Origin of the sequence: Burkholderia humptydooensis, assembly GCF_001513745.1 — a bacterium.
Classification (GTDB): Bacteria; Pseudomonadota; Gammaproteobacteria; order Burkholderiales; family Burkholderiaceae; genus Burkholderia; species Burkholderia humptydooensis.
Window position 1 is genome coordinate 1,286,047 of sequence record NZ_CP013382.1, and the last position, 23,208, is coordinate 1,309,254.

Genomic DNA, 23,208 nt, shown 5'->3' on the forward strand with positions numbered 1-23,208 from the left:
ATGATAATCGCTTGGCCGGTTCGCACATTTGTCGCCGCAATCCCTTATTCTTCAATTCTTACGAAATAGTTACATTCAATGGAGCACGGATGCCTCATGACATCAGCCTGATTGCACTGCTCGCGGCCGGTTTCGGTCTCGCGATGATCCTCGGTTACTTCGCGTCGCTGCTGAAGATGCCGCCGCTCGTTGGCTATCTGCTCGCCGGCATCGTGATCGGCCCCGGCACGCCCGGCTTCGTCGGCGATCTCGCGCTCGCGCAGCAGCTCGCCGAAATCGGCGTGATGCTGTTGATGTTCGGCGTCGGCCTGCATTTCTCGCTCGGCGATCTGCTCGCGGTGCGCAAGATCGCGCTGCCCGGCGCGATCGTCCAGATCGCGGTCGCGACCGCGCTCGGCGGAGGGCTCGCGCTCTTATGGGGCTGGAATATCGGCGGCGCGCTCGTGTTCGGCCTCGCGCTGTCGGTCGCGAGCACGGTGGTGCTGCTGCGCGCGCTCGAAGGGCGCGGGCTCATCGAATCGGTCAACGGGCGGATCGCGGTCGGCTGGCTCGTCGTCGAGGATCTCGTGATGGTGCTCGTGCTCGTGCTGCTGCCGCCGCTCGCGGGGCTCCTCGGCGGCGGCGCGAACGCGCCCGGCGAACCGGCCGCGCACGCGGGCGACGCAGGCGCCAGCCTGTGGGGCGCGCTCGGCGTCACGCTGCTGAAGGTCGCGGCGTTCGTCGCGCTGATGCTCGTCGTCGGCAAGCGCGTGTTTCCGCGCATCCTGTGGCTCGTCGCGCGCACCGGCTCGCGCGAGCTGTTCACGCTGTGCATGATCGCGGCGGCGGTCGGCGTCGCGTTCGGCGCGGCGAAGCTGTTCGACGTGTCGTTCGCGCTCGGCGCGTTCTTCGCCGGGATGATGATGCGCGAATCGGAATTCAGCCGCCGCGCGGCCGACGAGACGCTGCCGCTGCGCGACGCGTTCTCGGTCCTCTTCTTCATCTCGGTCGGCATGCTGTTCGATCCGCGCGTGCTGATCGACCAGCCGCTGCACGTGCTCGAAGTGGCCGCGATCGTCGTGCTCGGCAAGACGCTCGCGGCGGTCGCGCTCGTGCTCGCGTTCCGCTATCCGCTGAACACCGCGCTCACGGTCGGCGCGGGCCTCGCGCAGATCGGCGAGTTCTCGTTCATCCTCGCGAGCCTCGGGCGCGGGCTCGGGCTGCTGTCGGCCGAAGGGCAGAGCCTGATTCTCGCGGTCGCGCTGCTGTCGATCGCGCTCAACACGCTGCTGTTCGCCGCGATCGATCCGGCGCTCGCGTGGGTCCGCAAGCACTCGGCGTTCGCGCGCCGGCTCGAGTCGCGCGACGATCCGCTCGCCGCGCTGCCGATGTCGACGCCGCAGACGCATCTGACGGGGCAGGTGGTGATCGTCGGCTACGGGCGCGTCGGCACGCGGATCGCGCACGCGCTCGATGCGCGCGGGATCGCGTATGTCGTCGTCGAGCAGAACCGCGAGACGGTCGAGAAACTGCGCGCGGACGGCGTGGCGGCGGTGTCCGGCGACGCGATCGAGCCGATCGTGCTCGTGCAGGCGCACATCGCGCGCGCGGGGATGCTCGTCGTCACGCTGCCGGACGTGTTCGACGTGCGGCAGATCGTCGACATCGCGCGCACGCTGAACCCCGCGATCGAGGTTGCGCTCTGCACGAACAGCGACGAAGAGGCGGCGCTGCTCGCGAGCGAAGGGATGGGCGAGGTGTTCGTGAGCGAGACCGAGCTCGCGCGCGGGATGACCGAGCACGTGCTCGCGCGGATGGGCGCGGCTGAGGGCCACGCGCGGCGGGCGGCCGCGCATTGATCGAACGCGGCGGGACGCGCGCCGGCGCGCGATGAGGGGCCGTCGCCCGGCGTAGCGACGCCCGGCGTAGCGACGCCCGGCACAACGTCAATAGAACGACTCGAGCGTCAGCTCCTGCGCCATCACGCGATTGCCCGCGAGCAGCCCGCCGTCGACGGGCAGCATCGCGCCGGTGATCGCGCGCGCCGCGTCCGACGACAGGAAGAGCGCCGCGTTCGCGACGTCCTCGGGCGTCGCGAAATCGTCGAGCGGATACCACTTCTTCAATTGCTCGAACACCTGCGGGTTCTGCCGCACCCGCGCTTCCCACGCGGGCGTTTTCACGGTGCCGGGGCACACGACGTTCGCGCGCACGCCGTCGCGCCCGTATTCGATCGCGAGCGATTTCGCGTAGCTGATCAATCCGGCCTTCGCCGCGCTATAGGCGGGGTGGCCGAGCGCGGCGACGCCGTTGACCGAGCCGACGATCGTGATCGCGCCGCGCCGCCGCGCGCGCATGCCGGCGAGCACGGCCTCGACGCTCACGTAGGTCGCGGTGAGATTCGCGTCGAGATCCGCGCGCCACGATGCGCTCGTCGTCGTGCGCAGCGTCGCCGACGCGGCGGTGCCCGCGTTCGCGACGAGCACGTCGACGGGCTCGTTCGCGAGCGCGGCCGCGAGGCGTTCGGCGTCGCTCAGATCGTCGACGATCAGTGCGACGGCCGAATTGCCCGCTGCATCGCCCAACGCGTCGACGAATGCGGCGAGCGCGGCGCGGTCGCGGTCGAGCGCGAGCACGCGGTCGCCCGCGGCGAGAAAGCGGCGCACGAGCGCCTGGCCGATGCCGCCCGCGGCGCCCGTGATCAGCGTGGTGCGTGGTGTCGTCATGCGCATTCCTCCGGTTCGAAACGCAACGTCGGCGCCGCTTGCCGCGCGGCTGCGCTCACAGCCCGAGCTGCGCGCGCGCCGTCTTCTCGTTCGCGCGCGTGATCAGCGTGCCGGACGTCAGCACGAGCGGCGGCGGCGTCCGGTTCTGCGTGATCCAGTCGTACATGTTGACCGACGTGTCGTAGCCGTGCAGCCGCGGATTCAGCAGGATCGAGCCGAAAAAGCCCGTCGGCTTCGGTTTCGCGAATTCGTTCAGCGCGACCTGGCTGCCGTTGATGCCGACCGCGATCATGTCGTCCGCGCCGATGCCGCGACCTTCGCCCGCGCGCACCGCGCCGACCGTCGTGTCGTCATTCGATCCGAACGCCACCCAGTGCCTGAAGTTCCGATGCTTGGTGAACGCGATGTTGGCGGCGTTGAACGCGCCTTCGGTGTCGGCCGTCATCTCCGGCGCGTCGACGACGTTCGCGGCCGGAAAGCCGGCGGCCTTCAGCGCGTCGACCGCGCCCGTCGTGCGCTCGCGCGCGGTCGGCAACTGGTCGTACGCGAGTCGCAGCACGCCGACCTCGGCCGGGTTCCAGCCGCGCCGCTTCGCCTCGGCGGCGATCGCTTCGCCGACCTGCCCGCCGATCCTGTATGCGGAGATGCCCATGTGCGGCACGTCGGCAAGCGGCGCGCCGCGCCCGTCGACGAGCTGGTCGTCGACCGACATCAGCTTCATCCCGGCGCGCTTCGCCTTCGCGGCGATGCCGGGGCCGAGCTTCACGTCGGGCGCGCAGATGATCACGCCCTGCGCTTTTTGCGCGGCGAGGCTGTCGAGCGCGGTCGATACTTTCTCGCCGCTCGGCGCGGCGATCTTCACGAGCGTGAAATGCCTGTCTTTCGCCGCCTGCTCGGCGAAGCGCCATTCGTCCTGAAACCACGGGTCGTCGGGCTGCTTGACGACGAAGCCGATCTTCACCGGGGCCGTGCCTTGCGCACGCGCGGGCGCCGCCGCCGACAAACCGGCGGCGAGGCTCGCGCAAACGAGGGCGGCTTGGGGCCAACGCAATCCCATGAGCGTCTCCTTCGTGCTCCGTTTTATGGATGCGGCCTTGCGAGCCGCGCAACGGCATGCATGTCGTGCGGCAGATTGTAGGAGGCGGGTCGGCGGGCTTCCAAATAATGCGAGGCGATCCTAGAGAATGGGATCGGGGCGGCGGGGCGAAGGTGGGGCGTGGGATCGAAAAACCGAAAAACTGAAACGCCGAAGAGGCGAAGCCGCCGAAGCAGCAAAGATCGAAGGCGGCGGCGTATCGAGCGAAGGGAAAGAATCGCGTCGGCCGCCGCCCGGCTCCGTCACGTCCTCGCTTTCGCCGGCGGCTTCGCGCCGCCTGCACTCGTCGCCGGCTTGTCGGCGACGACGGGCGCGTCGGGCGGCACGCCGAGCAGTTGCAGCGAGCCGCTCATCACCGACGAGAACACCGGCCCCGCGACCGTGCCGCCGTAATAGCTCCGCGCGGCCGGCTCGTCGATCATCACGGCGATGATGAGGCGCGGATGACTCATCGGCGCCATCCCGGCAAAGAGCGCCCGGTACTTGCCCTTCGCGTACGACGCGCCCACCTGCTTGCGCGCGGTCCCCGTCTTGCCGCCGACGCGGTAGCCGTCGACACGCGCCGCGCGCCCGGTGCCGCCCTGGCCGACCGCCATCTCGAGCATCGAGCGGATCGCCGCCGCGGTGGCGGGCGTCGTCACGCGATGGCCGCGGTGCGTATCGGCCGATTGCGGATCGGCGTTCGCCTTCAGCAGCGACACCGGATGGATCGTGCCGTCGCCCGCATACGCGGTGTAGACCTGCGCAATCTGCAGCAGCGACGCCGACAGCCCGTAGCCGTATGCCATCGTCGCCTGCTCGATCGGCCGCCAGCGTTTGTACGGACGCAGCCGCCCGGACGCGACGCCAGGGAACGTCAGCTCCGGCGCGCGGCCGATGCCGTATTCCTGGTACTTGTTCCAGATCGTCTCGGCGGGCAGGTTGAGCGCGAGCTTCGCGAGCGCGATGTTGCTCGACATCTGCAGCGCCTGCGCCACCGTGATCGCGCCGTGGTTCGACGTGTCGTGAATCACGTTCGGGCCGATCCTGTATGAGCCCGGCGAGGTATCGACGATCGTCTGCGGCCGCACCTTGCCCGTGTCGATCGACAGCGCGACGACGACCGGCTTGATCGTCGAGCCCGGCTCGAACGTGTCGATCACCGCGCGGTTGCGCAACTGCTGGCCCGTCAGGCGCGCGCGATCGTTCGGGTCGAACGTCGGATAGTTCGCGAGCGCGAGGATTTCGCCGTTCTGCGCGTCGAGCACGACGACGCTGCCCGCCTGCGCATTGTTCGCGATGATCGTCGATTTGAGCTGCGCGTACGCGAGTTGCTGAATCCGCCGGTCGATCGTCAGCTCGATCGTCGCGCCGTGCTGCGCGGGCACGAGCGGGCCGGTATCGGAGACGATCCGGCCGAGCCGGTCGCGGATCACCTGGCGCTGGCCCGCGGTGCCGGACAGCCGCCCGTTCGCGGCAAGCTCGACGCCTTCCTGCCCGTGATCCTCGACGTTCGTGAAGCCGACGACGTGCGCGGCCGATTCGCCTTCCGGATAGAAGCGCTTCGAATCGGCGACTTGCGTGACGCCGTCGATGTCGAGCTTTTCGATGCGGGCAGCCGTTTCGGGATCGACCTGGCGCTTGAGCAGCACGAACGAGCGATCGCCCGTCAGGCGCCGCCGCACTTCGGCGAGCGGCATGTCGAGCAGTTTCGCGAGCGGCGCGTATGCAACCTCGTCGACCTGTTTCGGATTCGCCCAGATTTCATAGGTCGTGAGGCTCACGGCGAGCAGCGCGCCGTTGCGATCGACGATGCTGCCGCGCATCGCGCCGAGCTCGATCGTGCGCTGATAGCGCTTCTGGCCCTGACCGACGTAGAAATCCTGGTTCGCGACCTGCACCCAGAACGCGCGGGCGATCAGCGTGCCGAACGCGAGGAACACGAGGATCACGACGAGTTTCGAGCGCCACATCGGCAGGCTCGTCGGCAGCATCGGACTTTTCGCGACGGCGACGTAAGGATCGGACGACTTCGGTTTTTTGTTCAGGCGCATGGGCTGGCTATCGCTGGGCAGGACGGCGGATCGCGTCCCGAAGATGGAATTGTAATGAATGAGTAATGATTTCGTCTGGTTTGGCGGCCAAATCGTTGAAAAATCTGACAAACCGTCAAGAACCGCGCGTAGCGCCGGGACCGGCGCGGGGTGAAATAGGGAGCGCGGCGCGCGGACACGTCGATCAGCGGGCGCGAGATCGCCCCAATGTGGCGAAAGAGCCGGCGTTCGGCGAACGGAAACGGGCGAATCGCGAATAGTGGCCGGACGCGGCGCGTCGGCAGTGCAGGCAGAAAAACGTCGGCTCGTGACGATCGTCCGCGCGACGTCGTTCAACGCAAACCAGTCCACCGCAATTCTGCGTGCCGCGGCGGGAGTGTAGGGCGGTCAGCGCACGTTTGCGAGCGTGCGAATGGCGAGGGCGCGGCTGCACAGCGAGAAAGGGATGCCGGCGCGGCAAAAAAAGGATGCAGTCCGACGAAAGAAGAAACGGAGCGGCCGGGCCGCCCCGTTTCGCCCGCCGGCGCCGATCAGGCGGGCAGCGCGAACTGCGCGACCGCGGAGCGCAGCGCGTCCGCCTGATCCTTCAGCGAGTGCGCGGCGGCGGCCGCCTGCTCGACGAGCGCGGCGTTCTGCTGCGTGACCTGGTCCATCTCGCCGACCGCGCGATTGACCTGGTCGATGCCCGCGCTCTGTTCGCGCGACGCGTGGCTGATTTCCTCGAGGATTTCGTTCACGCGCCTCACCGATTGCACGATTTCCGTCATCGTCGTGCCCGCGCGCGTGACGAGCGTCGCGCCGTGCTCGACCGTCGTGTTCGACGTCTCGATCAGCGACTTGATTTCCTTCGCGGCCGTCGCCGAGCGCTGCGCGAGCGTGCGCACCTCGCCCGCGACGACCGCGAAGCCGCGTCCCTGTTCGCCCGCGCGCGCCGCCTCGACGGCCGCATTGAGCGCAAGGATGTTGGTCTGGAACGCGATGCCGTCGATCACGCCGATGATGTCGCCGATCTTGCGCGACGCGTCGGTGATGTCGTCCATCGTCCGCACGACGTCGTCGACGACCGCGCTGCCGCGCGTCGCGACCTGCGCCGCCTGGTCGGCGAGCTCGGCCGCTTGCGACGCGCTGTCGGCGTTCTGCTTCACGTTCGTCGTCATCTCGTCCATGCTCGACGCGGTCTCGACGAGCGCGGCCGCCTGCTGCTCGGTGCGCTGCGACAGATCGGTGTTGCCGGCCGCGATCTCCGATGCGCCCACGTTGATGTTCTCGGTGCCGAGCCGCACGCGCGACACCATGTCGATGAGCGCCGTCTGCATCGTGTGCAGCGCGTGCAGGAGGCTCTTGCGGTCGCCGTGGCGAATGTCGACGTGCGCGGTCAGGTCGCCCTGCGAGATCCGCTGCGCGGTCGCGACGGCCGCCTCGAGGGCGCCGCCGAGGCTGCTGCGCACGCTGCGCAGCACGAGCACCATCAGGATCGTCGCGGCGACGCCGAGCACGACCGTCATCGCGAGCCAGCGGGCGGTGTTCGCGAGCATGGCGGCCTGCAGGTCGTCCATGTACATGCCGGTCACGATGTACCAGTCCCACGGCGCGAAATGGCGAACGGCGCTCGTCTTGTCGATCGGCTTGTCGGCGCCCGGCTTCGGCCACATGTAGTCGACGAAGCCGAGGCCGCCTTGCGCGTTGCCCGCCTTGGCGATTTCGACGAACAGGTGCTTGCCGCCCGGATCGGTGAAGCCGGATACGTCCTTGCCGTTCAGTTCCGGCTTGATCGGATGCATGACGACGACGGGCTTCGAATCGTTGATCGACAGATAGCCGTCCTTGCCGTAGCGCATCGCGGCGATTGCTTCGAGCGCGGCGCGCTTCGCGTCCGCCTCGGGCATCGCGTTCTGCTGCGACAGCTTGTAGAAATGATCGCTGACGCTGTATGCCTGCGCGGTCAGATACCCGAGCTGCTCGCGCCGGTCCGCAATCATCGACGAGCGGTTCTGCCACGCCCCGGTCGCCCCGATCAGCAGCAGGCCGATCCAGAGGATGACGATCATCGACGTGAGCTTTTGGTTCAGTGAAAGAGAGCGCATGGTGGGTGTCGTGGGGCGGCTGACGCATGGGGACGAATGCCTGTTTATCGGCGCGGGAGACGGGGGGCGCAGGCGGGTATTCCCTAGGGTCTATTTATATACGGAACGCATGTGCGTTCCGCTTCTTACCAGACCCTAGGTGCGGGGCGAGGGCGAGCAAGTGCTGACAGAGATTGGGCGGATGCGGGGTGGTGCGGGCGCGTGTCGGCGGAGTCGGGGTATGACCAAGATTCGTTATGCGCGGCAGAGCATAAACGCTCATCCCAGCCGACCCTCACGTAGGTTTTTTGCCGGCCAGCACGCAGGCGTCGTTGACGAGGTAGCGCGTCGCGAAGTTGTCGGTGCCGTCGACGATCAGGTCGTACTGCGAGAACAGCGCGATCGCGTTGTCGTTGTCGAGCCGCTCGTCATGCAGCCGCACGTCGACGTGCGGATCGAGCGCGACGATCGGGTTGCGCGCGCTGGCCGTCTTCGGCATGCCGACCGTCGACATCCGGTGGATCACCCGCCGCTGCAGGTTCGATACGTCGACGCGGTCGAAATCGATCACGCCGAGCGTGCCGACCCCCGCGGCGGCGAGATAGAGCAGCGCGGGCGAGCCGAGGCCGCTCGCGCCGACCACGAGCGCGCGGGCGGCCTTCAGGCGCTGCTGGCCGGTCAGGCCGAGTTCCGGCAGCAGGACATGCCGGCTGCAGCGGGTCAGTTCGTCGCCGGACAGCGGCGCGAGCGTCGTAACGAGAGGCGGTAGTTTCATGGCGGATCGTCGGTAGGCGGTTGAACGGAATGACGGGGAGCGGGGCGCGCTCATGTGGCGTCGTGCCCGGCAGGCTCGGCGAGCACGCGCACGAGCGCCTCTTTCAGCGCGTCCATCTCGTCGCGCGTGCCGATCGTGATGCGCATCCAGTTCGGCATGTCGGGCCAACTGCGTCCGACATGCACGCCGCGCGCGGCGAGCGCCGCGATCACGGGTGGCCCGGCGCGGCCGAGGCCGACCATCACGCAGTTCGCGCGCGAAGGCAGGCACGCGAGGCCGCGCGCGGCGAACCAGCGGATCAGGTCGTCGCGGCCGGCCGCCGTGTATGCCTTGCGCTCGCCGAGCCGGTCGCGCAGCGCAAGACTCGCGAGGGCCGCGGCGGCGGCCGGCACCGACACGTCGTGCGGCGGCATGGTGTGGATGCACCCGATGGCATCGGGTTGCGCAACCGCATAGCCGAGCCGCAGGCCGGCCATCCCGTAGATCTTCGAGAACGTGCGCGCGACGATCAGCCCCAGGTCCGTACGTACCGCGTCGAGCATCGACGGTTCGTGCTGTACTCGATGTACGCCTCGTCGACGAGCACGGTCGTGCCGGGCCGGCGGTCGCTCGGCAGGCGTCGCAGCGCGTCGTGCGGGGTCACGGTGCCGGTCGGGTTGTTCGGGTTGGCGACGTAGATCAGTCCGCGCGGCGCCGCCTCGCACATCGCGGCAACGTCGTGCGCGCCGTCCGCGCGAAGCGGTACGCGGCGCACGGGCCGGTTCGCGAGCGTCGCGTAATGCAGCGCGCGATTCGAGCCCGGTACAGCGACACCCGGCCGGTGGGCACGTCGTGCGCGGCGGCGACCGCTTCGCGCAGCCGTTCGACGAGCGGGAACTGGTAGCGGCCCACCTCGGCGAGCGCGCGCGCGGCGGCGGCTTCGGCTTCGTCGAACGGGCCGAACGGCGATTCGTTGCGGTTCAGGAAGATCTCGCGCCGGCCGGCGGCGCGGGCGGGTGCGGCATGCAGGTCAGTCGTGGCTGGCACATTCGGCGGATCGGGGGAGGGCTCGGCAGGATCGGTTGCCGAGGACGGATTTCGGCGTGCATCCGAAGAAACGCGTGAACGCGGCGCTGAGATTGCTCGGATGCTGGTAGCCGACGCGATAGGCTGTCTCGGCCACCTGGTGGCCGGCTTCGAGCAGTTCCTGCGCGCGGTGCATCCGCAGTTCGAGCAGGTGCTGCGCGGGGCTCGTGCCGTAGGCCTGGCGGAAGCACTCCTTCAGCTTGTATTCGCTGATGCCGAGCGAGGCCGACAGGTACGCGTTGTTGAGCGGCTTGTCGAGGTGCGCACGCATGAATGCCTCGACGTGCGCGAGCTTGTCGAGGTCGCGCGCGCCGAGGCGACCGGTTCGCACGGGTGCCGGTGCGATCGTGTGCAACTGGTCGGCGAGCAGGCTCAGCGCGTGGATGCGCAGGCTCAGGCCGTCCTGCTGCAGCAGGTCGGGGTCGCGGAAGAAGCGCAGATGCGGGCTCGTGCCGTTCGCCATGAATGCAACTTGCCGGAATCCTTCGAAATGGCCGAGCATCGGGCCGAGCAGCTCGCGGCAACGGTCCTCGCCGACGAAGCTCGACAGCGTGCTTTCCGATACGACGAGCCGCAGTTGCCGCACGAACTGGTTCGCCGCGAAGCGGCGTTCGCCGCCGCCGCTGCGGAACACCGACGCCGTCGTGTGACCGGACGAGAACGGCAGGCGTTCGCCGCGCCGGTCGCAGAACTCGGAGTCGCCTTCGAGCCCGATCGCGACGACGAGCTGGCGTTCGGCGCCGTCGTGGCTGCAGGCCTCGGTCAGCTCGCGCTCCGACAGCACGCTCGAGCGCACGACCGAGAAGCCGGGCTCGCAATTCAGGCGTTCGACCGCGTAGCTGCCGCATTCGGCGTCCCCGCGTGCGACGGTCCAGGTCTGGTTTGGGGCGACGTCCATTGCGGACGCGCTGGGCATGGTCAGTGCGTGCATCCGAACAACTCCTCTCAGGTTCTCCACGGCAGACCGGGCGTCTCGTATGAGTCTCAGGCGCCTCGGTGGCCGCAAGACTAGCTACAAAGTTTTTGGGATGGAACGGCTTCACCCGGCCTGCATATGAAATTCGCCGATATCCATATGAAATGAGAATGATTCTCATTAATACGTAAAATATCATTGTGGATGTCGACCATCAACCGATGGCGTGGCTGCCGGACAGGCGGGAAGCGGTGCGTTTCCTCCGCTCGGGGCTAGATCAATATCCATGCCTATGACATACGTTGAACGAAATGCCGCGAGGCTCGCGGCCGGCGCGCCCGTGTCCGATGCGCTGCTGCAGGCCGCGACCGGCATGACGGGCTGGCATGCGCGTGCGGCGCGCGCGTGGCGGCCGCTCGGCGTCGACTGCGTGTCGACGCTCGGCGCGTCGCCTGCCGCGCTGTCGCAGTGTCTTGCCGATGCCGCGCTGTTCGCGATGAGCCAGTACCTCGCGATGGATCATGCCGGGCAGCCCGCGCAGCAGCCGCGCGACGCGAACGATCGTCCGCCGCCGTTCGAGAGCGGCGACGGCATGCGCTTCGAACTCGAAGCGCTCGACCCGGACGCGTGGGGGCGCTTCTGGCGGCGCGCGGCGGCCGGCGCGGACGATATCGCGGCCGGGTGGCGTCCGTTCATGCTGCGCTACACGCAGGCGCGCGCGCCGCTGCCGGCCGGCCTGTTTCGCGCGGCGGCCCGGCTCGACTATGCGTCGCTGGGCGCGATCGCACGCGAGACGGGTACCTACGTGAGCGCGGTGCGCGATGCGGCCGCGCTGCGCGACGATCCGCGCGACGCGCGCAGGCGCGGCCGAAGGCGACCGTGTGCGGCGTCGACTGGCCGTCGATGCGCGACGCGTGTGCGCGCCGCGCACGAATTCGGTGTCGAGGCGCGCGCGCGGTTCGTCGGCGGCGACCTGTTCGACGTCGAGATTCCGGGGCAGTACGACCTCGTCATCATGAGCCAGATCCTTCATCTCTTCGACGAGGACGCATGCCGCCGGCTGCTCGCGCGCGCATGCAGCCTCCTCGCCCCCGGTGGGCGGATCGCGGTCTGCGATTTCATGATCTCCGACGCGCCGCCCGCGAGCGAGCCCGTGCCGCGCCTGTTTGCCGCACAGATGCTCGGGCTTACGCAGGCGGGCGATTGCTATCCGGTCGCCGCGGTCAGGGCGTTGCTCGCCGAGCAGGGGCTCGTCGACGTCATGGCCACGCCGCTGAAGGGCGTACCGGTGCACTGCGTGACGGGCGACCGCGCGGCCGGCTGACCGGCGCGTCGCATCCATGCCATTGCGGCGCGGCGCGAGCCGCATCGATCAGGTATCCAGACGAAGGAGAAATCAGATGCAACCTCAGTTGTGGCGGCTCGCGGGAGTCGTCTATGCCGATATCGCGGCGAACGTCGCGATCGGGCTGGCCGTCACCGCGTGCCACGCGGCCCAGGCGCTGTGTTTCGCGCTCGGGATCGCGGCCGTGCTGTCGGGCGCGCCGCCGTCGGGCGTGTTCGGCTGGGCGCTTGGCTTCGCGGCGTTCGCGCTCGTGCGGATCGCGCTGATGTGGGCCGGTGAAGTCGCGGCGCTGCGCACCGCGAGCCGCACCAAGGCGCGGCTGCGCGCGCGGTTGCTGCCGCAGGCGCTGGCACTCGGCGCGGACGGCGGCGCGGGCCGTACCGCCGAACTGCAGAACACCATCGTCGGCGGCGTCGAGGCGCTCGAGACGTATTACGGTCGCTACATCCCGGCCGTTTGCGTCGCGCTCGTCGGCTGTACCGGCGTGATCGGCGCCGTCGCGTGGCTCGATCCGCTGTCCGCCGGCGTGCTCGCCGTCTGCGTGCTGGCGGTGCCCGTGGTCGACCGTGTGTGGCTGCGGCTGTGCCGGCCGAAGGCTTCGGGGCTGATGGCGTCGATGGGGCGTTTCGGCGCGACGATGCTCGACAGCCTGCAGGGCATCGTCACGCTGAAGGCGTTCGACGCGGCCGGTACGCGCCGCGCGGCGCTGGTCGCCGCGGCGGCCGAATTGCGCCGCGAAGCGATGGGGATTCTTTACGCCACACTGATGCGCAACGGCGTGACGGGCCTGTTCGGGCTCGGCTGCATCGCGCTGGTCGCGGCGCTCAACGCGTCGCGCGCGGCGTCGGGCGCGCTGCCTGCGACGACCGCGCTGATCACGCTGTTCCTGGCGCGCGAGGCGTTCCGGCCGGTCGACCGGCTCGACAAGACGTTCCATATCGCGTGGGGCGCCGCGAGCGCGGCCGCGCCGGTCGCTGCGCTGCTCGACGCCGAACCGCCGGTGCGCGAGCCTGCGTCGCCGCGCGCGCCGGGCGCGCGCTCGGACGTCGCGTTCGACGACGTGACGTTCGCATGGCCGGGCAGCGATCGTCCCGCGCTCGAGCGCGTGTCGCTCGCGGTCGGCGAGCGCGAATTCGTCGGCGTCGTCGGGCCGTCGGGCGCCGGCAAGTCGACACTCGGCGCGCTGCTGATGCGGATGGCCGATCCGCAGCGCGGCGCCGTGCGGATCGGTGGCGTCGACCTGCGCGACCTGCCGCTGGCGGCGATGCGCGCACAGATCAGCGCGGTGTTTCAGGACATCGTGCTGTTCCACGGCAGCATCGAAGACAACCTGCGGTTCGCGCGTCCCGACGCGGACGCGCAAGCGATCCGCGACGCGGCGCGCGTCGCGCACATCCACGATTTCATCGAAAGTTTGCCGCATGGCTATGCGACCGCGGTCGGCGAGCGCGGCGCGCAACTGTCGGGCGGCCAGCGGCAGCGGCTCGCGATCGCGCGCGCGTGGCTGAAGGGCGCGCCGGTGCTGCTGCTCGATGAGGCGACCTCGAACGTCGATCCGGCGAGCGAGCAGGCGATCCAGGCGTCGATCGAGGCGGTCGCCGGGCAGCGCGCGCTCGTCGTGATCGCGCATCGCCTCGCGACGGTGCGGCACGCGGACCGGATCGTCGTCGTCGACGGCGGCCGGATCGTCGAGGAAGGCAATCACGACACATTGACGGCGCGCGGCGGACTGTATGCGCGCCTGCTGGCCGCGCAGGATGCGCAGGCCGGCGCATCGCAGGAGAAAACCGCATGAGCACGACCTCGACAACGATCCGCGATCGCGCGGCGGCGCCGCGCGACGACGCGCCGCGCACGCGCAGCGGATGGGCGGACTTGATGCGGCTCGCGGGCGGGCAGGAACGGCTGATGGCGCTGACGATCGTCGCGACGGTTCTCGCACAGGGCGGGATGGTCGCGACGCTCGCGACCTGCGCGTGGCTGGTGGGGATGGCGGTCACGGGCGCGGGCGCCGCACAGTGGCAGCCTGGCCTGTGGGTGCTCGCCGCGGCGGTGGCCGCGGGCGCAGGCGGCCGCTGGTGGCAGGCGCACGTGTCGCACGAATTCGCGTTCGCGCTGATCGAGACGATGCAGATCGGCATCTACGACGGGCTCGAGCGCGCGGCGCCCGGTTCCGTGGCCGGGCGCCGCACGGGCGAACTCGCGGCGACGGCGACGCGCGACGCGCAGGCGATGGAGCATTTCTTCGCGCACACGCTCGCCGACGCGATCGCAGCGGGCGTCGTCCCGCTGCTGGCGCTCGTGGCGCTCGCGTTCGTGCAGCCGTGGCTGACGCTTGCGCTGCTGCCGTTCCTGCCGCTGCTCGCCTCGGTGCCGTTCTGGCTCGGCGATCGCGCGCACCGCCAGGGCCGCAAGCTCGCGGAAGCGGCTGCGCGGCTCGATGCCGACGTGATCGAAGGGATCCAGGGGCGCAAGGAGATCGCGCTGTTCGGCCAGGCGCGCGCGTGGCTCGACCGCGTCGCGTCGCGCGTGGCCGAGATGGAGGACGAGCAGCGCCGCTACGGCGTGCGCGCGGGGCTCGAGCAGGCCGCGATCGAACTGCTGCAGGCAAGTGCGCTGCTCGCCGCGCTCCTGACCGGCGCGGTGCTCGTCCAGAGCGGGCTGCTCGGCGGCGCGTTGCTGCCGTGCGCGGTCGTGCTGGTCGGCGCCGCGTTGATCCCGCTTGCCGAAGTTGCGCAGGCCGCGCGCAAGCTCGGCGAGCTGAAGGCCGGCGCCGAGCGCATTCTCGCGATCCAGCGGCAGCCCACGCAGATCGTCGACCACGGCAGCGCGGAACCGGCCGATGCGACGGTGCGCTTCGAACAGGCCGCCTTCGCGTACGACGGCGCGCGCGCGCCGGCGCTGCGCGGTGTCGATCTCGACGTGAAGCCGGCCGAGACGGTCGCGCTCGTCGGTGCGTCGGGAGCGGGCAAGAGCACGTGTGTGAGCCTGCTGCTGCGCTTCCGGGACGTACAGTCGGGACGCGTGACGCTCGGCGGCGTCGACGTGCGCGACATCCCGGTCGCGCGGCTGCGGCAGTTCGTGTCGGTGGTGCCGCAGGACGTGTACCTGTTCGACGATTCCATCGCGAACAACATCCGCCTCGGGCGGCCGGAGGCGAGCGACGCGGACATCGAGCAGGCCGCGCGCGACGCGCAGGCTCACGACTTCATCGCCGCGTTGCCGAACGGCTATGACACGCGCTGTGGCGAGCGCGGCGCGCGGCTGTCGGGCGGCCAGCGGCAACGGATCGCGATCGCGCGCGCACTGTTGCGCGACAGTCCGGTGCTCGTGCTCGACGAAGCGTCGTCGAGCCTCGACACCGAAAGCGAGTGCGCGTTCCACGACGCGCTCGCGCGGCTGCGCCGGCATCGCACGGTGCTGATGATCGCGCACCGGCCGTCGACGATCCGCCAGGCCGACCGCATCGTCGTGCTCGACGAAGGCCGCGTCGTCGAGCAGGGTACGCACGCCGAACTCGTCGCGCGCGACGGACGCTATGCGCGCCTGATTGCCAGCGATGCCGGGCACGCGTGAATCGCGTCGCCCATTGCAACCACCACTATCACCACGCTTCACGGGGTTCGCGACGAGGCCGTTGCCGGCCGGTCGCGAACGGAGCATCAGCAGGGGAAGGCTTCATGAGTCGTCGTTGCTGTCGTACCGCCCGGACTCGCCGGGCGATTTCTCGTATCGCTTCACCGGATCGATTCGCCGTTCAATTGTTCCGTTCACGGAACGTTTCACCGGTCGGCGTCGCGGAATCCGCCGATGCCGGGTTGCGCCGCAAGGTCCCGTCGATGCTGCCGCTGTCGCTTGCGCTGGCTGCCGCGTTGGCGCCGACGCCGTCCGCGCACGCGGCTGAAACGGCGACGCCGGCCGCGGCCCGGCCGTCAACTGCCGCTTCGTCCGATCCGGCCGACGGCTCGCAGCTCGAAGCGGTGACGATCACCGCGCGCCGTCACAGCGAATCGCAGCAGAAGGTGCCGGTCAGCGTGACGGCCGTGAGCGGTGCGGATCTCGCGGTCGATGCGGCGCCGTCGGCCGGCAACGCGGGCCTGGCGCGCTCGGTGCCGAACCTCGCGTTCGCCGATATCGGCGCGACCTATGCGGACGTGTTCAGCATCCGCGGCGTCGGCTCCTTCATGCCGCTCGCGGCCGACGACGAATCGGTCGTGATGTACGTGAACGACGTGCCGCGCGCGACCACGGGCGCGCCGCCGACCTTCATGGACGTCGACCGCGTCGAGGTGCTGCGCGGCCCGCAGGGCACGCTGTTCGGCCGCAACACGCAGGGTGGCGCGATCAACGTGATCACGAGGCAGCCGACCTTCAAGCGCGAATTCTCGGCCACTGCGGAAACCGGCACGCACGGCCGCTGGCTCGGCGAGGTGATCGGCAACGGGGCGGTGTCGGACGATGTCGCCGCGCGCGTCGCGGTGCGGATGTCGAACCTGAACGGCAACGTGCCGAACCTGGCGACGGGCGGCGCCGACGGGCGCGTGAAGATCGGCGCCGCGCGCGGCACGGTGCTGTGGGTGCCCGACGACCGTACGTCGGTCACGGTGTCGGGCTTCGTCGACCAGACCGAGACCACCGCGCCGCGCTTCGTGATGCTGCAGAACCCCGATTTTCCGCAGGTCGAGCTGAAGCCGTCGACGTACAGTCGCTGGCGCGACGCGGGCGGCAGCGTGCGGGTCGACCGCGAGTTCGAGCGCGTCAGGCTCACGTCGCTGACGAGCTACCAGGATTCGCGCAACGTCCAGCAGTTCGACCTGACCGACGGGCTCATCTATTCGGCGCTGTCGAAGCGGCCGGCGACCGCGTTCGACGTGCCGGGCGCGGACTATACCGAGATGCATTTCGGCGAAACGACGTTCCAGCAGGAGGTACGGGTGAGTTCGCGCGACGACAGCCCCGTGATGTGGACGGCCGGGCTCAACTATTTCCATTCGCGCTTCACGAACGACACGTCGGCGGTTGCGTCGCCGGCCGCGTTCAATTTCGTGACGACGCAGAACGGCCAGCAGCACAACCGCATCAATACCGACAGCGTGTCGCTGTTCGGCGAGGCGAGCTGGCCGCTCACGGCGCGCCTGAAGGCGATCACGGGCGTGCGCGCGACCTGCGAGCGCAAGGACGCGCGCTATGCGTTCGACGGCAACGGCAACCCGAAGGTCGTGAGCCGGTTCCGCGAGGAGGACAGCCTGAGCGACACGTTCGTCACAGGCCGCGCGGGCCTGACGTTCGACTGGACCGATACGCTGATGACCTATGCGACCGTGTCGCGCGGCGAGGCGTCGGCCGGGTTCCCGGCCGTGACCGTGAACGGGCCGCAAGGCAGGCGCGAGTCGTCGTTCCCGGCGTCGACGAGCTGGACCTACGAGCTCGGCTTCAAGTCGCTGTGGCTCGACCGGCGGCTCAGCGTCGACGGTTCGGTGTTCTACAACGACGTGAAGAACGGCCACCTCGTTGCGTTCTTCCCGTCGAACGGGTTGTTCATGCCTGCGTCGCTCGACTACCGGACCTACGGCGCGGAGCTCGAACTCGGCGCGAAGGTGTCGCGCTACGTGCGGTTGACGGCGGGGCTCGGCTATACGCAGGGCGAACTGCGCTCGGTGCCCGCCGGCGATGTGACGGGCGCGCGGTCGGGCAACCGGTTGCCGAACGTACCGCGCACGACGGCCAACCTCGGCGTGCACGGCGAACTGCCTGGCGGCGCGGTCGGCATGCCGGGACGCTTCAACGCGGACGCGGCGTGGCAATTCGTCGGCTCGCGCGCGGTCGACGTGCGCAACAGCTTCAATCTCGCCGCGTACAGCGTGGTCAACCTGCGGGTCGGCTGGACGTACCGGAACTGGACGCTGTACGGCTTCGCGGAGAACCTGCTCGACCGCCGCTACGTCGTCGCGGGACAGAGCTGGGCGCCGGGCGTCGGATCGGTGCGCGTCGGCCAGCCGCGCGTCGTCGGCATCGGCATCACGACGCAGCTTTGACAGGAGATCGCATGAGCGAACCGCATCATCTCGCCGGCGATCGATCGCCGGCCGTTGCGCAGGTGCCCGGCATCGCGCGCGTGCTCACGGTCGTCGCGATCCTCTACATCGCGATCGGCAGCGTGCTCGGCTTCGTGCAGGGCGGCCTCGGGCCGATCCTGCGCGCGCAGGGCGTGACGCTGGCGTCGCTGCAATGGGTCTATGCGCTGTATCTGCCTTTCGGCGTCGCGTTTCTGTGGGCCCCGTGGCTCGACGCGCGGCGGCTGCGCCGGCTCGGGCACCGGACCGGCTGGATCGTCGCGGCGCAGGGCGTCGCGGTCGTCGCGACGCTCGGCATCGCGGCGTTGCCGGGCGCGCCCGTCGCGTGGTTGTTCGCGCTCGGGCTCGTCGCGACGGCGGCCGTCGCGACGATGGACCTGTCGCTCGACGCGTTGACGGTCGAGCAGACGCCGCCGTCGGGGCGGACGCTCGTCGCGGCCGCGAAGATGGGCGGGATGGCGTTTGGCCTGCTGCTGGGCGGCGGCGCGCTCGTGTGGGCGTATCCGTCGGCCGGCTGGCGGCTCACGTTCGCGCTGCTGGCTGCGATCCTCGCCGTGTCGCTGTTGCCGGTCGCGCTGCTGGTCGCGGCCGATCGCGCGGCGCCGCGCATCGCGAACCGGTCGCTGCCGGGGTGGCGCGATGCACTGCGCGACGCGCCGACGCGGGCGCGGCTGCTCGCGACGATCGCGCTGACCGTGATGCTGATGCTGCTGTTCAACTTCAACCGGCTGCTGCTGGTCGATCTCGGCCTGCCGCTGCAGCGGATCGGCGCGCTGCTCGGCACGCTCGTGCCGGCCGCGAACCTCGCGGCGGCGGTAGCGGCCGGCTGGGCCGCGCGCCGCTGGCGGCCGGCGACGATCTGTGCGACGGGTGCCACGGCCTGCGTCGCGAGCGTCGCCGTGCTGGCGGTCGCCGCCGCGCGCGGCGATGCGGCGCTGGCCACGACGGGGGCGGTGCTGGTCGGCGCGGCCAGCGCATGGACCTTCATCAGCATGGGCGGTGCCATTCTCGGCTGGGCGGCCGGCCGCCAGCCGGCGACCGTCTATGCGCTGTTCTACAGCAGTGGGCGGCTCGTCGGCACGTTCGGTCTGCTCGGGATGCCGAAGCTGATCGCGACGGTGGGCTGGCCGGCGTTCTATGCGGGCGCGGGTGTCGCGTTCGCGCTGGCGGCGGCGGTGTTTCTCGCGTTGCTGGCGCGCGGCGGCGCGGTGCCGGCGGAGCCGGGGCGGTGCGGCCGCGCAGCGTGAGGGCCGGCCCAGGCGGGCGCGTTCACGCGGATCGCTCGCCCGCCGCGGGAAACACCGGCTCCCCGAGCGTCAGCATCAACCGGTTCGCCCACGCGAAGATCGCGATCGCATGCGACAGGTCGAGAATTTCCTCATGCGTGAGCCCTTCGGCTTCGAGCGCGGCGATGTCGTTTGCGTCGACCGTATCGGGGCGTTCGGTCAGCGCGATCGCGTAACGCACGATTGCGCGTTCGCGTGGCGTCGTGCCGGCGGAGGCCGGATCGTCGAACACCTGTTCGATCGCGTCGGTGCGCTTCGCGAGCTGCGCGAAGCGCTGCGCATGCACCGACGCGCAATACACGCAGCTGTTCACGCGCGACACGGCCGTGCTCGCGAGTTCGCGCTCCGCGCGCGGCAGGCCGCCGGGGCCGTACATGATCGCGTTGAACACGCCCGAGCGCTGCCGCAGAATCTCCGGCTGGTGGACGAGCAGCAGGTAGTAGTCGGACGTCTTCGCGTGCGGATGGCTTGCTTCGAGCACCGCGATCTGATCGGGTGTCGCGGCATCCAGCGGCACCGTGTCGAGCCACGCGCGCCAGCCAAGCGTGCCGGACGTGAAGCCGTGGGCGGGCGTCGTCATGCGGCCTCCTCGGTCGCGCGTGCGTGCAATGCCAGCGCGGCCGCCGCGACGCGCACCTGATAGGCAACGAACGCCACGAGCTGCGACAGCGCGACGATCGCGGGCGTCGTGAGGCCGGCCGATTTCAGCGCGCCGAGATCGGATGCGCGCGCGTAGACGGGGGAGAGCGTCACGCGCTTCGCATGCACGAGGATCGCGCCGAGGCGTCGAGGCAGCGCGTCGAACGCCTCCGCATCGACACGTTCGACGTCGTCCAGCGTGCCGCCTGCGTCGATCAGCCGGGCGCGATATACCTCGGTCAACGCATGCGCATTCGACTTCCGCGCGACATATCGCGCGGCATGCAGCCGCTCGACCAGGGAAAGCTCGGGCAACGCAGGATCGAGCAGCGCCGCTTCGCTCAACTGCGCATGCAACAGCACCTTGCCGCGCGTGCGCCGCAGCGCCGCGACCGCATCGCCGTCGCGCAGGCCGGCCACCGCGTCGATCGTGTCCGGCACGGCGGCCGGCGTGATGGAGTCAGTCATCGTTTCGGTTTTCCTTCTTCGTCCAGTTGATCGATGGGCGCGCGTTCACGCATCGGCGTCGCGCCACTCGTCGCCTTGCAGCTCCGCGTGCGCATACGCGACGAGCGCGTCGTAGTGGCGATCGCGATCGGCGTCGAACAGCCGGCTCGCGATGCCGCGCGCGAGCCGTTCGGCGCCCGCGCTGATCGCGGGAATGTCGCCGGACAGCTTGCCGTGGCTCAGGCTCGCCGCGTGATTGAAGCAATGGATCCGCGTGACGGCCGGGCACGCGCCGGGCTCGCGCTCCTGAAACGCGAATGCGGGGCCGAGGTCGGGCGACTCGGCCAGCTCGTCGAGCCACGCGCCCGGTTCCGGCCGATAGCGATCCTTCCAGCGCCGCACGTGCGCGCCGAACGCGGCGAATTCCGCACGCGTCGTCCAGTCCGAATGAAAGCCCGTCGCGAAGATCAGAAAGTCGATCTCGTAGCGCCCGCGCGGCGTCGTCACTTCAAGGCCGTCCGCGCGTTCCGCGAGCGTTTCGATCGGGCTTGCGGCGTGGAAATGCGCATGGCCGTGCCGCGACACGCGCAGCACGCTGTCGCGCGGCGGCGGCGTCTGCGACGTCAACGCGTAGTGCATGAAGCGCCACTTCGTCGCATCGTCGAGATCGGCGTAGCCGTGCACGAGGCCCGGGCTGCCGATGCCGGTCAGCTTGTTGATGCGCGGAATGTCCGCACGGCGGAAGAACAGGTCGACGCGCGCGGCGCCGGCTTCGAGCGCTGCGCCCGCGTTGTCGAACGCGGATGCGCCCGCGCCGACCACGCCGACGCGCTTGCCGGCCAGCGCCGCGAAATCGATCGGCTCGGATGAATGCGCCCAGCGCGTGCGCGGCGCGCGTTGCGCGACGGGCGGCACGTACGGGCCGCCGAGCCCGTCGCGGCCGGTGGCGAGCACGACGTGCCGCGCGAGGAGCGTCCGCGCTTCGCCGCTGCCGCGCACGTCGAGCGCGAGCAGCCCGTCGTCGCGCGGGCGCAGCGCGGCAAGCGTGGTGTCGTTGCGCACCGGCAGGTCGAGCACGCGCCGGTACCAGCGCAGGTAGTCCATCCATTGCATGCGCGGAATCTTGTAGAGCGCGTCCCACGCGTCGCGGCCGTACTGCGCTTCGAACCACGCGCGGAACGTCAGCGCGGGCAGGCCGAGCGCGGGGCCCGCGAGCTGCTTCGGCGAACGCAGCGTCTCCATCCGCGCGAACGTGACCCACGGGCCTTCGTAGCCGGCCGGCGCGCGATCGATCACGCACTGGTTGTCGATGCCGAGCAGGCGCAGTTCGGCGGACGCCGCGAGCCCCGCCATCCCGCCGCCGACGATCGCGACGTCGAGCACGCGCGTGCCGTCGGCCTCGCGCGGCGGCACCCACGACGGGGCAGGCAGGTCGAGCCAGCGCAGGTCCTGCGCGAGCCGCGCTTCAAGTGCGTCGAGCGGCGTCGTCATGCGGCCTCCGGGCGGGTGCGGCGCGTCCGGGCGGTGCGCGGCGTGCGCTCGCTGCGCAGCCGCTCGCCGCGCAGCAGCGCATCGTGCGCGGCGGCGTCGTGAAAGATCACGTCGTCGAGCAGCGCGCGCGTCGTGCGATGCAGTGCGTCGAGCAGCGCATCGACGGCCGCGGTGCGCGCCTTGCCGGCCGGCGTCGCGACGCCGAACGCGAACGGAATGTCCACGTCGAGCGGGCGTGCGACGACGCCGTCCATCGGCAGCGCGACGCCCGTGGCCGGATCGACGATGCCGATCCCGACGCCCGCGCGCGCGGCCATCACCGCATTCAGCGACGCATTGGTTTCGATGAACACGCGCGCGTCGACGCGCGCGGCCGCGAATGCCGCGTCGATCCGCTGGCGCAGCCGGTGCCGGTTCGCGACCGTCACGATGCGGCGGCGCGCGAGATCGCGCAGCGCGATGCGCGGCTTCGCCGCGAGCGGATCGCCGACGGGCAGCACGGCCACGCACGGCGTCTGCGCGATCCAGTGCACGTCGAGCCCCGCGTGCGCCATCGGCAGCGTGACGACGCCGACGTCGGCCGTGCCGGCCAGCACTTCATGCACGACGTGCTCGGCCGATTCGCTGCGCAACTGGTAGTGCGGCGCGTGCGCGCCGTCGGGCAGTGCGGCGAGCGCGGCCGGCACGAGCGTGGCCGCGAGCGCGGGCGTGGCCGCGATGCGCACCGGCTCGGCCGTCTCGTTGCCGATCGCACGGGCACGGGCCTCGATTGCGCGCAGCCCGATCAGCGAGCGCTCGACTTCCTCGTACAGCAGGAACGCGCGCCGCGTCGGCGTGACGCGCGGGCCGTGCCGGTCGAACAGCGCGTAGCCGAGATCGGCCTCGAGCTCCTGGATCTGCCGCGTGACGGCCGGCTGCGAGCGGCCGAGCAGTGCGGCTGCGCCGGTCACGCTGCCGGCCGACATGACTGCGGAAAAGGCTTCGAGTTGATGCAGCTCCATGACGCGTTCCGATGATGCAATTTGCGCATTGTAGGAGTGCGAGTATGCGAAATTCATATAATGATTTTTGCTATCGACAGCGCGAAAACTGCGAAGCGGGCCGGCGCGGCGAACGCCGGATGTGCGCGCATGCGCAACCGGCGGGCCCGACGTCGGCCGAGAAACGGCAATCGAATCAATGCGATGCGATGTATGCCCGCGCCTCGCGCGATGCCGGATTCGAACGCGGCTGCTGGTGCGCGGCCCGCGCTGCGCGTCGCCCGCAATATCGA

At 70.2% G+C, this 23,208-nt stretch carries 19 protein-coding genes; 6 read left to right on the forward strand and 13 right to left on the reverse strand.

Annotated elements, in window-relative coordinates; all coding sequences use genetic code 11:
* The first annotated feature begins 89 nt into the window (after positions 1–89).
* Positions 90–1,838, forward strand: a complete 1,749-nt coding sequence (locus AQ610_RS24645) for a cation:proton antiporter domain-containing protein (RefSeq protein WP_006027123.1) — start codon at positions 90–92, stop codon at positions 1,836–1,838.
* Between the two features lie 87 nt (positions 1,839–1,925).
* On the opposite strand, the gene AQ610_RS24650 is transcribed toward AQ610_RS24645, so the two are convergent.
* The 9 genes from AQ610_RS24650 to AQ610_RS24690 all read right to left on the reverse strand — a co-directional run bounded on the left by AQ610_RS24650 (position 1,926) and on the right by AQ610_RS24690 (position 10,668).
* Positions 1,926–2,711 (reverse strand): SDR family oxidoreductase, encoded by a 786-nt coding sequence (locus tag AQ610_RS24650; RefSeq protein ID WP_006027124.1) that lies wholly within the window; start codon positions 2,709–2,711, stop codon positions 1,926–1,928.
* A 49-nt stretch (positions 2,712–2,760) separates the two neighbouring features.
* Positions 2,761–3,762: an arabinose ABC transporter substrate-binding protein gene (locus tag AQ610_RS24655; protein ID WP_015602651.1), complete on the reverse strand. Its 1,002-nt coding sequence runs from the start codon at positions 3,760–3,762 to the stop codon at positions 2,761–2,763.
* A 281-nt stretch (positions 3,763–4,043) separates the two neighbouring features.
* Positions 4,044–5,834 carry a peptidoglycan D,D-transpeptidase FtsI family protein gene (locus tag AQ610_RS24660; RefSeq protein ID WP_006027126.1) on the reverse strand — a complete coding sequence of 597 codons (1,791 nt, stop codon included), beginning with the start codon at positions 5,832–5,834 and terminating at the stop codon, positions 4,044–4,046.
* Between the two features lie 530 nt (positions 5,835–6,364).
* Positions 6,365–7,918, reverse strand: a complete 1,554-nt coding sequence (locus AQ610_RS24665) for a methyl-accepting chemotaxis protein (protein ID WP_006027127.1) — start codon at positions 7,916–7,918, stop codon at positions 6,365–6,367.
* A 274-nt stretch (positions 7,919–8,192) separates the two neighbouring features.
* Positions 8,193–8,672: a ThiF family adenylyltransferase gene (locus AQ610_RS24670; RefSeq protein WP_006027128.1), complete on the reverse strand. Its 480-nt coding sequence runs from the start codon at positions 8,670–8,672 to the stop codon at positions 8,193–8,195.
* A 50-nt stretch (positions 8,673–8,722) separates the two neighbouring features.
* Entirely contained in the window at positions 8,723–9,214 is a 492-nt protein-coding gene (locus AQ610_RS24675) for an aminotransferase class I/II-fold pyridoxal phosphate-dependent enzyme (RefSeq protein WP_006027129.1), read from the reverse strand.
* Positions 9,181–9,426: an aminotransferase class I/II-fold pyridoxal phosphate-dependent enzyme gene (locus AQ610_RS37880; RefSeq protein WP_250636947.1), complete on the reverse strand. Its 246-nt coding sequence runs from the start codon at positions 9,424–9,426 to the stop codon at positions 9,181–9,183. Before AQ610_RS37880 ends, AQ610_RS24675 begins: the two co-directional genes overlap by 34 nt.
* Positions 9,351–9,698 (reverse strand): hypothetical protein, encoded by a 348-nt coding sequence (locus tag AQ610_RS24685; RefSeq protein ID WP_006027131.1) that lies wholly within the window; start codon positions 9,696–9,698, stop codon positions 9,351–9,353. The genes AQ610_RS37880 and AQ610_RS24685 overlap by 76 nt, the downstream gene beginning before the upstream one ends.
* The gene (locus AQ610_RS24690; RefSeq protein WP_015603795.1) at positions 9,682–10,668 is read right to left on the reverse strand and encodes a helix-turn-helix transcriptional regulator; all 987 of its coding nucleotides are present in this window, start codon (positions 10,666–10,668) and stop codon (positions 9,682–9,684) included. The genes AQ610_RS24685 and AQ610_RS24690 overlap by 17 nt, the downstream gene beginning before the upstream one ends.
* 271 nt (positions 10,669–10,939) lie before the next feature.
* On the opposite strand from AQ610_RS24690, the gene AQ610_RS24695 reads away from it, so the two are divergent.
* The 5 genes from AQ610_RS24695 to AQ610_RS24715 all read left to right on the forward strand — a co-directional run bounded on the left by AQ610_RS24695 (position 10,940) and on the right by AQ610_RS24715 (position 19,319).
* On the forward strand, positions 10,940–11,977 hold the full coding sequence (locus AQ610_RS24695) for a methyltransferase (protein ID WP_080595093.1): 1,038 nt from the start codon (positions 10,940–10,942) through the stop codon (positions 11,975–11,977).
* Positions 11,978–12,053: 76 nt separating this feature from the next.
* On the forward strand, positions 12,054–13,793 hold the full coding sequence (locus tag AQ610_RS24700; RefSeq protein WP_043282736.1) for an ABC transporter ATP-binding protein/permease: 1,740 nt from the start codon (positions 12,054–12,056) through the stop codon (positions 13,791–13,793).
* Positions 13,790–15,574 carry an ABC transporter ATP-binding protein gene (locus AQ610_RS24705; protein ID WP_006027135.1) on the forward strand — a complete coding sequence of 595 codons (1,785 nt, stop codon included), beginning with the start codon at positions 13,790–13,792 and terminating at the stop codon, positions 15,572–15,574. Before AQ610_RS24700 ends, AQ610_RS24705 begins: the two co-directional genes overlap by 4 nt.
* A 263-nt stretch (positions 15,575–15,837) precedes the next feature.
* The gene (locus tag AQ610_RS24710) at positions 15,838–18,033 is read left to right on the forward strand and encodes a TonB-dependent receptor (RefSeq protein ID WP_006027136.1); all 2,196 of its coding nucleotides are present in this window, start codon (positions 15,838–15,840) and stop codon (positions 18,031–18,033) included.
* Positions 18,034–18,044: 11 nt separating this feature from the next.
* Positions 18,045–19,319 (forward strand): MFS transporter, encoded by a 1,275-nt coding sequence (locus AQ610_RS24715; RefSeq protein WP_043282737.1) that lies wholly within the window; start codon positions 18,045–18,047, stop codon positions 19,317–19,319.
* Positions 19,320–19,341: 22 nt separating this feature from the next.
* On the opposite strand, the gene AQ610_RS24720 is transcribed toward AQ610_RS24715, so the two are convergent.
* The 4 genes from AQ610_RS24720 to AQ610_RS24735 are packed head-to-tail and all read right to left on the reverse strand — an operon-like array spanning position 19,342 to position 22,936.
* Entirely contained in the window at positions 19,342–19,938 is a 597-nt protein-coding gene (locus AQ610_RS24720; RefSeq protein ID WP_006027138.1) for a peroxidase-related enzyme, read from the reverse strand.
* Complete coding sequence (locus AQ610_RS24725) at positions 19,935–20,465, reverse strand: CMD domain-containing protein (RefSeq protein ID WP_009916214.1); 531 nt, start codon at positions 20,463–20,465, stop codon at positions 19,935–19,937. The genes AQ610_RS24720 and AQ610_RS24725 overlap by 4 nt, the downstream gene beginning before the upstream one ends.
* 45 nt (positions 20,466–20,510) lie before the next feature.
* The gene (locus tag AQ610_RS24730) at positions 20,511–21,935 is read right to left on the reverse strand and encodes an NAD(P)-binding domain-containing protein (protein ID WP_006027140.1); all 1,425 of its coding nucleotides are present in this window, start codon (positions 21,933–21,935) and stop codon (positions 20,511–20,513) included.
* Complete coding sequence (locus AQ610_RS24735; protein ID WP_006027141.1) at positions 21,932–22,936, reverse strand: LysR family transcriptional regulator; 1,005 nt, start codon at positions 22,934–22,936, stop codon at positions 21,932–21,934. Before AQ610_RS24735 ends, AQ610_RS24730 begins: the two co-directional genes overlap by 4 nt.
* Positions 22,937–23,208 lie beyond the last annotated feature (272 nt).